General features: G+C 70.5%; 12 protein-coding genes. 5 read left to right on the forward strand and 7 right to left on the reverse strand.

The genetic code is table 11. The features are described 5' to 3' along the window. Positions 1-14 precede the first annotated feature (14 nt). Together purN and LMI96_RS06515 are read right to left on the reverse strand one after the other, a co-directional pair. On the reverse strand, positions 15-605 hold the full coding sequence (gene purN / locus LMI96_RS06510; RefSeq protein ID WP_228360900.1) for a phosphoribosylglycinamide formyltransferase: 591 nt from the start codon (positions 603-605) through the stop codon (positions 15-17). Between the two features lie 9 nt (positions 606-614). After that, on the reverse strand, positions 615-1,877 hold the full coding sequence (locus LMI96_RS06515; RefSeq protein ID WP_228360901.1) for a DUF6350 family protein: 1,263 nt from the start codon (positions 1,875-1,877) through the stop codon (positions 615-617). 143 nt (positions 1,878-2,020) lie between these two features. Here LMI96_RS06515 and LMI96_RS06520 point away from each other — a divergent pair, with 143 nt between their 5' ends. Beyond that, a complete protein-coding gene (locus LMI96_RS06520; protein WP_374197914.1) occupies positions 2,021-3,502 on the forward strand; it encodes an NCS2 family permease in 1,482 nt (493 codons plus the stop codon). A gap of 99 nt (positions 3,503-3,601) precedes the next feature. Here LMI96_RS06520 and LMI96_RS06525 read toward each other — a convergent pair whose 3' ends face one another. From LMI96_RS06525 to sucC, 3 genes are all read right to left on the reverse strand, one after another. Continuing rightward, positions 3,602-4,045, reverse strand: coding sequence for a nitroreductase family deazaflavin-dependent oxidoreductase (locus LMI96_RS06525; protein WP_223721802.1), 444 nt, complete (start codon positions 4,043-4,045; stop codon positions 3,602-3,604). 110 nt (positions 4,046-4,155) lie between these two features. After that, the gene (sucD, locus tag LMI96_RS06530) at positions 4,156-5,058 is read right to left on the reverse strand and encodes a succinate--CoA ligase subunit alpha (RefSeq protein WP_223721801.1); all 903 of its coding nucleotides are present in this window, start codon (positions 5,056-5,058) and stop codon (positions 4,156-4,158) included. Positions 5,059-5,084: 26 nt separating this feature from the next. Continuing rightward, a complete protein-coding gene (sucC, locus tag LMI96_RS06535) occupies positions 5,085-6,248 on the reverse strand; it encodes an ADP-forming succinate--CoA ligase subunit beta (protein WP_223721800.1) in 1,164 nt (387 codons plus the stop codon). 178 nt (positions 6,249-6,426) lie between these two features. On the opposite strand from sucC, the gene LMI96_RS06540 reads away from it, so the two are divergent. From LMI96_RS06540 to LMI96_RS06555, 4 genes are all read left to right on the forward strand, one after another. Further along, a complete protein-coding gene (locus tag LMI96_RS06540; protein WP_223721799.1) occupies positions 6,427-7,092 on the forward strand; it encodes a TetR/AcrR family transcriptional regulator in 666 nt (221 codons plus the stop codon). 164 nt (positions 7,093-7,256) lie between these two features. Next, positions 7,257-8,498: an acyl-CoA dehydrogenase family protein gene (locus tag LMI96_RS06545; RefSeq protein WP_228360902.1), complete on the forward strand. Its 1,242-nt coding sequence runs from the start codon at positions 7,257-7,259 to the stop codon at positions 8,496-8,498. Positions 8,499-8,675: 177 nt separating this feature from the next. After that, entirely contained in the window at positions 8,676-9,833 is a 1,158-nt protein-coding gene (locus LMI96_RS06550; protein WP_228361026.1) for an AI-2E family transporter, read from the forward strand. A 37-nt stretch (positions 9,834-9,870) separates the two neighbouring features. Further along, positions 9,871-10,878 (forward strand): ATP-dependent DNA ligase, encoded by a 1,008-nt coding sequence (locus LMI96_RS06555; RefSeq protein ID WP_267059314.1) that lies wholly within the window; start codon positions 9,871-9,873, stop codon positions 10,876-10,878. A 485-nt stretch (positions 10,879-11,363) separates the two neighbouring features. On the opposite strand, the gene ligD is transcribed toward LMI96_RS06555, so the two are convergent. Together ligD and LMI96_RS06565 are read right to left on the reverse strand one after the other, a co-directional pair. Beyond that, positions 11,364-12,386, reverse strand: coding sequence for a non-homologous end-joining DNA ligase (gene ligD / locus LMI96_RS06560; RefSeq protein WP_228360904.1), 1,023 nt, complete (start codon positions 12,384-12,386; stop codon positions 11,364-11,366). Positions 12,387-12,458: 72 nt separating this feature from the next. After that, complete coding sequence (locus LMI96_RS06565; protein ID WP_228360905.1) at positions 12,459-13,529, reverse strand: SseB family protein; 1,071 nt, start codon at positions 13,527-13,529, stop codon at positions 12,459-12,461. Between the last annotated feature and the right edge of the window lie 3 nt (positions 13,530-13,532).

Here is a 13,532-nt window from a genome sequence, read left to right on the forward strand (position 1 = left end):
GGAAAGGGTGTCGGTCAGAGAACGGATGCGGCGAGGTCGAGGTCGCCGACGGCGATCCGGCGCACGACGTCGATCAGCAGACGCCGTTCGACGGGCTTGATGCGCTCGTGGAGCGCGTGCTCGTCGTCGCCCGGCAGCACGGCGACGCGCTCCTGGGCGAGGATAGGACCGGTGTCGACGCCGTCGTCGACCACGATGACGCTCGCGCCGGTTTCGGCCACGCCCGCGACCATCGCGTCGCGGACAGCGTGGGCACCGGGAAACTCCGGAAGGTACGCCGGGTGCGTGTTGATCATGCGCGGAGACCAGCGTTCGACGACCGCCCCGGGCAGCAGGCGCATGAGCCCCGAGAGCACGACGAGATCCGGATTCCACACCTCGAGCTGGCTGGCGAGCTCCGCCCCCCACGCCTCGCGTTCGGCGGCGCCGGGCCACGGAACGACGAAGCTCGGGATGCCGAAGGCCTCCGCGTGCGCCAGACCATCGGCTTCACGGTCGGCGCCGACGACGATCACCCGCGCGGGGAAGTCGGCCGCGGCCGCGGCTTCCAGAAGCGCCCGAAGGTTCGAGCCGGCGCCGGAGATGAGGACGGCGACGGTGAGCACCCGGTCAGTCTAGCGGCGCGACCGGTCGCCGTCCGGGGCGAACGCGGTATCGCGTCCCGCGCCTGCGCCGCGGCGCGGGGCGAGCAGCAGGATGCCGGCGCCGAGGCCCACCTCGACGCCGATCGCGATCGCGACCGCGGCCGCATCCGGTCCGATGCCGGCGAGGCGGCCCGGTCCGAGCGAACCGGTGGCGAGCACGGCGAGCAGCGCCGCCGCGAGGGCGGAGAACAGCGCGATCGCCCCGGTCAGCGCCACCAGGATGCCGGTGGTTTCCGCATCCGCGGAGCTTCCGCGCGGCGACAGCCGCGAACGCACCGCCCAGCCCGCCGCGGCTCCCGCCGCCACCGGGAGGAGCGCGAGGGCGAGCAGCCAGGGCGAGGAGGACTCGGGCAGGACGCCGAGCACCGGGATGCCGGGCAGGATGCCGAGCTGTGTGCCGCCGGGGGCCACCACCGCCCCCGCTCCGAGCCCGACACCGGGACCGGCGAGGAACGCGACCGCCCAGAGCACGAGCGTCGGCAGATACAGCATCTGCCCGAGAGCGACCACGACGGCGCCGAAGCCGTCGAGGTTGGCCGACTGCGAGAGCGCGACGATCTGCGGGGCACGCACGACGAGCGCGATCGCGAGCAGCAGGGCGCCGGCGCCGAGCAGGGCCGTGACGACGAGCGCCGTACCCCGGGCGATGAGTCCCGGCACCTCGGGCCACGCGTGGCCCGCCCGGTCGAGGCGGAGCCGGATGCTGTCCACGATCCCCTCGTCGCCATCGGTCCAGGCCACCCGGACGGCGCCCGCGAGAAGTCCCGACGCGTAGAACGCCGAGGGGAAGAGCACGGCCTGCCACAGCGACACGCTCACGACCTCCGCGGCGGAGGTCAGCGCGACACCGACGGCGAAGGCGGTGAAGACGATGGTCCCGGTCGCGACACCGGTCAGCCACGCGCCGGCCCGAGCTGCTCGGGCGCCGGAGCGCGCGGCGAACAGGAACGTGAAGGCGGCGAACCCGAGGGGCGCGAGCGACAGCACGAACGACGCGAGCGACGGATCAATGCCGGCCTGCGCCAGGTACTCCGCGGGCAGCGTGATCGCGAGCGGGACGGCGTGACCGAGGTGCCAGATGGCCGCCGACGTCTGCCAGATTGCCCCGAGATCGGGAGTCCCGAAGACGACGAACCAGAGCACCATCAGCGGGGCGACCGCGACAGCGACGCCGACGACCGCGGCGACGAGAGCGTCGAGCGCGGAGAGCAGGGAGACGAGAAGGCGGTGCATGCCTGATCGACCCTACCCAGCACCGGATGCGGGGCCCGCGTCCCACGCGAGGCGCGCCCACTTCCGCATCCGACACCGGGCGCGTCGCACCGGAGGGACAGCCCGCGGTGCGCGGATCGCCGCCGGGCGACTAACGTCGTTGGGTGCACGAGGAACCGTCGACTGTGAACCATCCCGCCGAGACCCCACCCGCATCCGGCCGCCGAGGCCGCATCGACCGCTACTTCGCGCTCACCGAACGCGGAGCGACGATCGGCGGCGAGGTGCGCGCCGGAGTCGTGACCTTCGTGGCGATGGCCTACATCGTCGTGCTGAACCCGATCATCCTCTCCGGCGGAACGGATGTCGCCGGCAATACGCTCGGGTTCGCGCAGGTCGCGGCGACGACCGCGCTGACCGCGGGGGTCATGACGATCCTGTTCGGTCTCGTCGCCCGGCTGCCGTTCGCCTTCGCGGCGGGCCTCGGCATCAACTCATTCCTCGCCGTGAGCGTCGTCGGTCAGGTCACCTGGCCCGAGGCGATGGGGCTCGTCCTGATCAACGGTGTGATCATCGTGCTGCTGGCGGTGACGGGCCTGCGACGTCGGATCTTCGACGCCGTCCCGCTCGCGCTCAAGACGGCAATCACCGTCGGCATCGGCCTGTTCATCGCCTTCATCGGTCTCGTCAACGCCGGATTCGCGCAGTCCACCGGGCTGTCCTCTCCCCCGGTCGGGCTCGGCACGGGCGGCTCGATCGCGACCGTCCCGACCCTCATGTTCGTGCTGACGCTGCTCGTGAGCGCCGTGCTGATGGTGCGGCGCGTCAAGGGCGCGCTCCTGATCGGGCTCGTGAGCGGCACGGTCCTCTCGGTCATCGTCGAGGCCATCTGGCACCTCGGCCCGCGCATCGGAGCGGACGGCACCGTGAACCCCGGCGGCTGGTCGCTCACCGTGCCGGAGCTGCCCGCATCCGTCGTCAGCCTGCCCGATCTCAGCCTGATCGGTCAGGTCAGCTTCGGGTCCTTCGACCGCATCGGCGTGCTCGCCGCGACGATGCTCGTGTTCACTCTGCTGTTCACGAACTTCTTCGACGCCATGGGCACGTTCACCGGCCTCAGCCGTGAGGCCGGACTCGCCGATGAGCGCGGCAACTTCCCGCGCCTGCGCTCGGCGCTCGTCGTCGAGGGCCTCGGCGCCGTGGCGGGCGGGCTCACCTCATCGTCATCGAACACGGTGTTCGTGGAGTCCGGCACGGGGATCGGCGAGGGCGCGCGCACGGGGATCGCGAACCTGGTGACGGGGGCGCTGTTCGTGCTGGCGATGTTCGTCACTCCGCTCACGACGATCGTCCCGACCGAGATCGCGTCGGCCGCGCTCGTGCTCGTCGGCGCGCTGATGATGAGCCAGATCCGGCACGTCGACCTCACCGACCCGTCGGTGCTGATCCCGGTGTTCCTGACGGTCATCATCATGCCGATGACGTACTCGATCGCCGACGGCATCGGCGCGGGCTTCATCGCCTGGGTCGTGGTCCGGTCGCTGACCGGTGCCGCCCGCACGATCAGCCCACTCCTGTGGGTCGTCGCGGCCGGCTTCGTCGTCTTCTTCGCCCGGGGCCCGATCGAGGCCGTGCTCGGCGTCTGACCGCCTTCCGGCCGCGAGACTGCATTCGCGCCACGAGACGTCGGTCGGGAACCGACGTCTCGTGGCGAAAGCGCTGTCTCGCGGACGGGCGGGTGCCGGTCAGGCGTCGCGGGGCTCGAGCACGAAGATCGCGATCTGGCGGTCGGTCTTCTTCTGGTACTCGTTGTAGTCCGGCCAGACCCGCGCGGCGCGGTTCCACCACTCGTCGCGCTCGGGGCCGTCCTCGAGCAGGCGCGCGGTGTAGTCGCGGCGGTCGGCGCCATCCTGCAGTTCGACGTGCGAGTTCTTGCGGATGTTGGCGCCCCACGCGGGCTCGTCCGGTGCGCCGCCCTTCGAGGCGACGACGAGGTACGCCCCGTCGTGCTCGACGCGCATGAGCGCGGTCTTGCGCAGTGCCCCCGACTTGGCGCCGACGGTCGTGAGCACGATGATCGGCACACCCCGCAGCTCGTTCGCCTCGGTCCCTCCCGACGCCTCGTACTTCTCGGCCTGGGTGCGGGCCCACTCGCTCGTGCTGGGCTTGTACTCTCCGGTTAGCGGCATGGCCTCAGGGTACCGCGGGGCGCCCCGACAGCGGTCGGAAAACGAGGGGGCGGATGCGGTGCCGCACGCTCTCGCGCCGGCTTCCGCATCCGCCCCCTCGGCGGTGGGACCTAGAGCCCCTGGATGATCTCGCGCATCAGCGCGGCGGTCTCGGACGGCGTCTTGCCGACCTTGACTCCGGCGGCCTCGAGGGCCTCCTTCTTCGCCTGCGCCGTGCCGGCGGAGCCGGACACGATAGCGCCCGCGTGCCCCATGGTCTTACCCTCGGGCGCGGTGAAGCCGGCGACGTAACCGACGACCGGCTTGGTCACGTGGGCCTTGATGAAGTCGGCCGCGCGCTCTTCGGCGTCGCCGCCGATCTCGCCGATCATGACGATGGCCTTCGTCTCGGGGTCGGCTTCGAACGCGGCGAGCGCGTCGATGTGCGTCGTGCCGATGATCGGGTCGCCGCCGATGCCGATGGCGGTCGAGAACCCGAGGTCGCGCAGCTCGAACATCATCTGGTAGGTCAGCGTGCCGGACTTGGAGACGAGTCCGATCGGGCCCTTGCCCGTGATGTTCGCCGGGGTGATGCCGACGAGCGCTTCGCCCGGCGTGATGATGCCGGGGCAGTTGGGGCCGATGATGCGGGTCGTGTTGCCCTTGGACTGCGCGTAGGCCCAGGCCTCGGCGCTGTCGCCCACCGGCACCCCCTCGGTGATGACGACCAGCAACGGGATCTCGGCATCGATGGCCTCGATCATCGCGTCCTTCGTGAAGGCGGGGGGCACGAACGCGATCGACACGTCGGCGCCGGTCTTCTCGATGGCTTCGGCGACGGATGCGTACACCGGCAGCTCGACGGCGGCGCCGTCTGCGCCCGTGTGCGAGACGGTCGTGCCGGCCTTGCGGGCGTTGACGCCACCCACGACCTGCGTGCCCGCCTTCAGCATCAGCGCGGTGTGCTTGGTGCCCTCGCCGCCGGTGATGCCCTGGACGATGACCTTGGAATCCTTGTTCAGGTAGATCGACATGTTCTGTCCTTCTCGAGTCTCAGGGCTCAGGCGTTCGCCAGCTCGGCGGCCTTGTCGGCGCCCTCGTCCATACTGGCGGCGAGGGTCACGAGCGGGTTGTTGGCAGCGGCGAGGATCGCGCGACCCTCGTCGACCTGGTTGCCGTCGAGGCGCACGACGAGCGGCTTGCTGGCCGCGTCGCCGAGGATCTCGAGGGCCTTCACGATGCCCTCGGCAACCGCGACGCAGCTCGTGATTCCGCCGAAGACGTTGACGAAGACGCTCTTGACCTGGGAGTCACCGAGGATGACGTCGAGACCGGCGGCCATGATGGTCGCCGAGGCGCCGCCACCGATGTCGAGGAAGTTGGCGGGCTTCACGCCGCCGTGCTTCTCGCCCGCGTAGGCGACGACGTCGAGCGTCGACATGACGAGCCCGGCGCCGTTGCCGATGATGCCGACCTGACCGTCGAGCTTGACGTAGTTGAGGTCGTTGGCCTTGGCCTTCGCCTCGAGCGGGTCGGCCGCATCCGCGTCTTCGAGCTCAGCGTGGCCCGGGTGGCGAAAGTCTGCGTTCTCATCGAGCGAGACCTTGCCGTCGAGCGCGACGATGTCTCCCTCTTCGGTTTCGACGAGCGGGTTGACCTCGACGAGCGTGGCATCTTCGCCCTTGTATACGGCGTAGAGCTTCACGAAGACGTCGGCGACCTTCTCGGCGAGACCCGCTTCGAAGTTGCCGGCCTTCGCGATTTCGAGCGCCTTCTCGGGGGTGATGCCCTCGATCGGGTCGATCTCGATGCGGGCGAGCGCTTCGGGACGCTCGACTGCGAGCTCCTCGATCTCCATGCCGCCTTCGACGCTGGCGAGCGACAGGTAGGAGCGGTTCGCGCGGTCGAGCAGCACCGAGAAGTAGAACTCGCGGGCGATGCGCGCACCGGCGGCCACCATCACGCGCTTGACGATGTGGCCCTTGATGTCGAGTCCGAGGATCGCCTTCGCGGCCTCGTACGCCTCGTCGGGGGTCTTCGCGACCTTGACGCCGCCGGCCTTGCCGCGACCGCCGACCTTGACCTGAGCCTTGACGACCACGACGCCGCCGAGCTTCTCGGCTGCTGCCTTCACCTCCTCGGGGGTGTCGGCGACGATGCCCGCGAGAACCGGCACCTCGTACTTCTCGAATAGGTCACGTGCCTGGTACTCGTACAGATCCACAGTGCAGTCCTCCGCTGGGACGAGGGGGTGGGCAGACGCAAAAACGTCTCGACGTCGAGATAACGACCAGTGACCCAGCCTACTACCGCAGTTTCGCCCGCTTCGTCGCCACGGGCGCGGATGCGGACGCCGGATCTGCGCGTGAGGGCGGGCGGCGCGGGTCTAGGCTGCTGTCCACATGAGCGAGCCATCGTCCCCGTCCGCCGCGCGCAACGACGTCGTCGCCGCAGCGCTCGATCTGTTCGCCCGGCAGGGTTTCGAGGCGACGTCGGTCGATCAGATCGCCCAGGCGGCCGGCATCTCCCGGTCAACGTTCTTCCGCCAGTTCGGCGGCAAGGATGACGTCGTCTTCGCCGACCACGAGGAGCTCCTCGAGCGCCTCCGCACCTACCTGTCGGGTGAGCACGCCGACCCCTGGGAGGCCGTCTGCGAGGCCTCGCTGCAGGTCTTCCGTCATTTCGCCGCGGATCCGGAGCTCGCGCGGCGGCGATACACGGTCGTGCGGGGCGTGCCCGCCCTCCGCGACCGCGAGATCGTCACGGTCTTCCGCTACGAGCGGCTTTTCGACGAGTACCTCCGCCGGTCCTTGCCCGGACTCGACCCGCTCGACGCTGTGGGGTTCGCTGCGCTCGTGACGGCGGTCCACAACCACGTCCTGCGCCAGCTGCTCCGCGGGCCAAAGAAGGTGCCGGTGACCGTGCTCCGGCGCGCGCTCGATGAGGCACTCGACCGGTTCGGCGTGGGCACCTCCCCTCGCACGGGCGAGGACGAGGTCGTCGTGGCTGTGTTCCCGCGGCGGATGCCGCCCGCCGAGCTCGCCCGGCGGCTGCAGCGCGAGCTCTGACGGGCGCGCGGGAGGCGCACGGCTTCGCCCGAGAGACGCCCGGCTGACGGACGCGCGGCCGGCGCCCGGATGAAACTGCGTCCCATGGAGCGAGACACCGCGTTCCGCGCGGAGTACCCTGGAACCGGTTCGCGCCACGGCGGCGCGCCGCATCCAGGAGCATCATGAGCACCCCGACGACCGACGGCAGCTTCCCGGGCGAACGAGTGACGGATTACGACATCCTCGGCCGCCGCGATACCGACTACTACGCGGTGTTCGCCGACATCCCCGCCGCGGATCGCGCCGTCTGGGACCGCGCGAAGGCGTTCGTCGACGAGGTCGGCGACCGCATGACGCACGCGTGGGATGCGGCCGAGTACCCGGTCGATCTCACCGCCCGCCTCGGCGAGCTCGACCTGTACAACGACGGCATCGAGCACCCTCGTCTGACGCACTTCTCCCCCCTGGCTGCGGGCCTGGTCAACATGGAGATCTCGCGCGGCGACGGCTCGCTCGGCACGATCGTGGCCGTGCAGGGCGGGCTGGCCCTGCGTACCCTCGCGCTGTTCGGCAGCCCCGCGCAGCAGGACCGCTGGCTCGAACCGCTCGCTCGCGGCGAGGTGCTCGGCGCCTTCGCTCTCACCGAACCCGACCACGGTTCCGATTCGGTCTCGCTCGAGTCGGTCGCCCGCCGCGACGGCGAGGAGTGGGTGCTCAGCGGCACCAAGAAGTGGATCGGGAACGGCGCGTCGGGAGGAATCACGTTCGTGTGGGCCCGCGTGGATGACCCGGATGCGGCCGAGCACGGCGCCGTCCGATGCTTCCTCGTCGAGCAGACCACGCCCGGCTACACCGGCACGGTGATCACCGGCAAGGGGTCGCTCCGCGGCATCCACCAGGCGCACATCGTGTTCGACGAGGTGCGCCTTCCCGCCGAAGCGGTGCTCCCCGGTGCGCACACCTTCAAGGACGCCTCGATCGTTCTCTACTCCACCCGGTCTGGCGTCGCCTGGTCGGCGCTCGGGCACGCGACCGCCTGCTACGAGGCGGCGCTGTCGTACGCGCAGCAACGCGTGCAGTTCGGAAAGCCCCTCGCGAAGTTCCAGATGGTGCAGGAGCGGCTGACGCAAATGCTCGACGAGCTGACCGCCATGCAGCTCTACTGTCGGCGACTGGCCGACCTCGAGGCATCCGGGGGTCTGCGTCCGACGCAGGCATCGCTCGCGAAGTACCACAACACCCGCGCCGCGCGTCGAATCGCGTCGACCGCGCGCGATCTGCTGGGCGGCAACGGCATCCTGCTGGAGAACGGCGTCATGCAGCACCTCGCCGACATCGAGGCCATCCACACCTACGAGGGCACCGAGAGCGTGCAGGCGCTGCTCCTCGGCCGCGACATCACCGGCGTCAGCGCCTTCGTCTGACCCACCGGCCGCATCCGCTGCCCGGCCCACCGACCGCGAGACTGCAGTTTCGGCACGAGACGTCGGCTCCGGACCAACTTCTCGCCGCACAGATGCTGTCTCGTGGCCGACGAGCACGCGGCGGGGGCCGTCGTCAACCGTGGCGGGAGCGCGGCGGGGTACCGCTACGGTCTCAGCATGGGATTGTTCCGCCGCTCCGCCCGAGAAGTCCAGCTCACCTCCCGCGACGTCGAGTTGACGGCCACCCGCGCACCCTGGAGCCTGTGGGCCGACTCGTTCGGCTCGCTCGCCATCCGGGCCGTGCAGATCATCGTCGTGGTGGGGCTGGCTGCGGCGATATTCTTCGCCATCCACTCGGTCACCGTCGTGACGATCCCGCTCGTGATCGCGCTGATCTTCGCGTCCGCGTTCGCGCCGGCCATGGGATGGATGCGGCGGCACGGCGTGCCCTCCCTTCTCGCCACGGTCGCCACCCTGCTCGTGATCGTGGTGCTGCTGGGCGGCGTCAGCTGGCTCATCGTCTGGGCGGTCCGCGACCAGTGGGACGACCTCTACTCGCAGGCCGAGGCCGGCGTGCAAGAGCTGCTCGCCTGGGTGAACACGCTTCCCTTCGCGCCGACCTCCGACCAGATCGATGACTGGCTGAGCACGGCGGGCGACTTCGTCACCAGCTCGCAGTTCGGATCGGGAGCGCTCGCCGGCGTCAGCGTCGTTGCGAACTTCGTCACCGGACTCGTGTTGATGGTCGTCATCCTGTTCTTCTTCCTGAAAGACGGACCCCGGATGTGGGAGTTCCTCCTCCGCCCCTTCCGCGGCCGCCAGTACGACCGCGGTCGTCGCATCGGCGACAAGACGGTCTCGGTCCTCGGAGCCTATGTACGCGGCACGGCGACCGTCGCCCTCGTCGACGCGATCGGCATCCTGATCGGTCTGCTCATCCTGCAGGTGCCGCTCGCCATCCCCCTCGCGGTTCTCGTCTTCCTTCTCGCCTTCATCCCGATCGTCGGTGCCACTCTCGCGGGCATTCTGGCCGCCCTCGTCGCGCTCGTCGCCAACGGGTGGGTCAACGCGCTGTTCGTGGTCGGTGTCGTGGTGCTCGTCAACCAGCTCGAGGGCAACTTCTTGCAGCCGTTCCTGATGGGGCGTTCGATGAAGTTGCACGCCTTCGTCATCCTGGTCGCCCTGACCGTCGGCACCGTGCTCGGCGGTCTCGTCGGTGCGGTGCTCGCCGTGCCGATCACCGCGACCGTCTGGGGCATCATCCAGGTGTGGGACGGCCCGAACACCCCGCCGCGGTGGGCGCGTCCGAAGCCTCGCGAATCCGCCATCGACTGATCCGGATCCCCCCGTGCGGTACGTCATCCCGGCTCCGATGCTCGCCAAGGCGGTGCCGCAGGTACCGGATGCGGAGGGCTACCTCTTCGAGCCGAAGTGGGACGGGTTCCGCGTGCTCGCGGCGTGGGACGGCGAGAACGTCGAGCTCGGCTCGCGAGGCGCCAAACCGCTCACGCGATACTTCCCCGAGCTGGTCGCGGCGCTGCCCGAGATCCTGCCCGAGCCCTGCCTGATCGACGGCGAGATCGTGATCCCGGTCGGCCCGAGTGGGGCGCAGCGCCTCGATTGGGAGGCCCTCAGCCAGCGCATCCATCCCGCCGCCTCTCGAGTGGCGACGCTTTCACGCGAGACTCCGGCGTTACTCATCGCGTTCGATCTGCTCGCCCGCGGCGACCGCGACCTGCAGCCCGAACCGTTCGCGACGCGGCGCGCGGAACTCGTCGGCCTGCTCGGGTCGGTGCCGCCGCCGGTGCACGTGACGCGCGCGACCGCGGATGCGGGCCTCGCACGCCGCTGGCTCGCGGACTTCGAGGGGGCGGGCCTGGACGGAGTCATGGCGAAACGGCTCGACGCGCCCTACTCCCCCGGAAAACGCACGATGGGGAAGATCAAGCACGCCCGAACAGCCGACGTCGTCGCCCTCGGCTACCGCGTGCACAAGAGCGGGACGGGCGTCGGATCGCTGCTGGTCGGCCTCTACGACGGTGACGGGATGCTGCGGAACGTCGGCGGTGTCTCGGCCTTCACCGATGCGCGGCGCCTCGCGCTGATCGACGAACTCGAGCCGCTCGTGCAGCGGAACGCCGACGGCACCCCCGCCGGCGCCGAGACGGAGCGGTCGCGTTTCTCCGGGGCGAAGGACGTGTCGTTCATTCCGCTCCGACCGGAGCGCGTGCTCGAGGTGCGATACGACCAGCTCGAGGGGATGCGGTTCCGGCACACAGTGCAGTTCGAGCGCTGGCGCCCCGACCGCGACGCGCGGTCGTGCACGTTCGGCCAGCTCGACCGGGTGTCGGCCTACGACCTCGCCGACGTCCTGGACTGACCCGCTTCGCCTCGCCCTATCGGCCCCGCGCGCCTCCATCCGCTCCACTCGCGCCGCGCGCGCCGCCCGTCCCTCTGCTCACGTGGCGCAATACGTCGCCCCACCCGACCAATCGCGACACGTGAGCATCAGCCTCACCCGCTCACGTGGCGCAAAGCGTCGCCCCACGCGACAGATCGCGACACGTGAGCATCCGTCTCACCCGCTCACGTGGCGCAAAGCGCCGCCCCACCCGACCGATCGCGACACGTGAGCATCCGTCTCACCGGCTCACGTGGCGCAAAGCGCCACCCCGCGCGACCGATCGCGACACGTGAGCATCCGTCCGACCCGGCGCGCTCCGCTCACGCCTCCCCCACTCACGTGGCGCAATGCGCCGCCCCACCCGACCGATCGCGACACGTGAGCATCCGTCTCACCCGCTCACGTGGCGCAAAGCGTCGCCCCACGCGACAGATCGCGACACGTGAGCGGCGGAACGCGGGCTACTCGGGCGTGCGGGCGCGGCTGGGCTGCACCCGCGGCGGTTCACCGGGCATCTTGGGGAACTCGGGCGGGAACGGCAGCTCCCCGAGGCCGTCGGCGATATCGCGCTCCCACCATTCCAGCAGCGTGTCGATGCGCCCCGGCCGCGCGGCGAACTCGGCCCACGGGTCACCGACCGTGCGCACGCGCTCGGGCACCGTCCGCACGGTGAACGCGTGCGGATCGACGCCGGGCAGCTCGTCCCAGGTGATGGGGGTCGAGACCGTCGCCGTCGGGAGCGACCGCGGGCTGTACGCCCCCGCCATCGTGCGGTCGCGGTTCGCCTGGTTGAAGTCGATGAAGATGCGCGCGCCGCGTTCTTCCTTCCACCAGTTCATCGTCACGCGGTCGGGCTCGCGGCGGGCGAGCTCGCGGCCCGCGGCGATCACGGCGTGCCGCACGTCGAGGAACTCGTGCGTCGGCTCGATGGGGCAGAAGAGGTGGATGCCGCGGTTTCCGCTCGTTTTGATCCACGACTCCAGTCCGGCCTCGGCCAGCACGTCGCGCATGAGCGGTGCGATGGCGGCAGCATCCGCGAAGTCCGTTCCCGGCTGCGGGTCCAGGTCGATGCGCAGTTCCACCGGGTGGTCCGAGTCGCCCGCCCGCGATGCCCACGGGTGGAACACGACCGTGTTCATCTGCACGGCCCAGAGCGTTGCGGCGGGCTCGTTCAGCACGACCTGCGGATGCCGACGCCCGCTGTTGTAGGTCACCGTCACCGCATCGACGTAGTCGGGCGTGCCCTTCGGCGGGTTCTTCGAGAAGAAGCTCTCCCCGCCGATGCCGTCGCGGAAGCGCTCGAGGGAGACCGGGCGATCGCCGTTCGCGCGGAGGAAAGCCTCCGACACGCTCAGGGTGTACTCGGCGAGTTCCCGCTTGGTGATGCCGACCTCCGGCCAGACCATGCGGTTCGGGCTCGACAGGTCGACCTCGCGGTCACCGTCCGTACCGGGAACGATCAGGGTGATGCGCTCGGAGGCCATGTGCTGACCCTAGGACGCCACCCGCGCCGGCGATACCGGTGGCGCGGAGCCGCCACGCACGGTAGTCGGCGTTCAGGCGCCGACGATGAGCAGCGGATGCAGCTGGTCGCGCGTGAGCCGGATCCAGGGACCGGCCGGGTCGACGACCACGCCGCTCAGGCCGGTGTCACCGCGGAGGGCTTTGGCTAGCTGCGCCGGTTCGACCTTGACCGCCTGGTCACCGCGCCCGAGCGCGAGCAGTTCGAGGGGGTGCGAGAAGACCTCGAGCAGCCGCGCGCCGTCGGGGGTGCGGAGTTCAGCGATACCGACCTGCCCGTCATCCGATCGACGCGCCGCGATCCACAGCGGAGCTTCGGTCATCGCGACCGCCACGTCGTCTGCGGTCTCGGAGGTGCGTTTTCCGGCCAGGAGCGACTTGATGCGCTGGGCGGGGTCGAGGTCGGCGAGCGCCTTCTCGATCAGCTGCTTCGGGAGGAGGGCCGACCCGGGACGCGAGGCGTGGTCGATGGCGACGCCTCCCATCGGACCCGCCACCACCTGCTGCAGCAGCCCGAGAACCGACTGCGCGAGCGCGGAGGTGCCCGCGTCACCGTCGGCCTTGATCGCGTCCTGCAGCGCGGCGCCGCCCGAGTACACCAGCATGTACTTCTCGTCCTTGAACGTGACCATCGACGTCGGCAGGCTCTTGCCCTGCGCGAGCAGCTCCCGCGCGTCGCCCTGGACGCGGATGTAGACGTGACCCTGCAGCAGCTGCCGGGCGACGTTGATCATCTCGGTCGGCTGGGCCTGGGCCGGGAGCGCGGCGAGCGCGTCGCGCAGCAGCACGTTGTCGCGGAGCCCCGGTACGGTCTCCACTCGGCTCGATGCCTCCGCGGCCGGGGAGGCGAGGTGCGCGGGGCGGGCCGGCGTCGCACCCGGCGGGATGGCGGGGGCCGGCGCGGCCGGGGTATCGGCGCGAGACGTGGCGGCACTGACGCTGCCGAACGTGGAGACCGAGATCCCCACGTGCGGCACCGGCTCGGCCGGAACGGACGGCTCGACGTCGGGGGCCACCGCATCCGGCGTCTGCGCACCGCCCTGGGGCGGCACTGCGCCGGTCGAGTCGTCGTCGGAGTTCTTCGGTCGGCGCGAGAAGAGAGCCATCGT

The organism is Microbacterium sp. cx-59 (assembly GCF_020805625.1).
GTDB lineage: Bacteria > Actinomycetota > Actinomycetes > Actinomycetales > Microbacteriaceae > Microbacterium.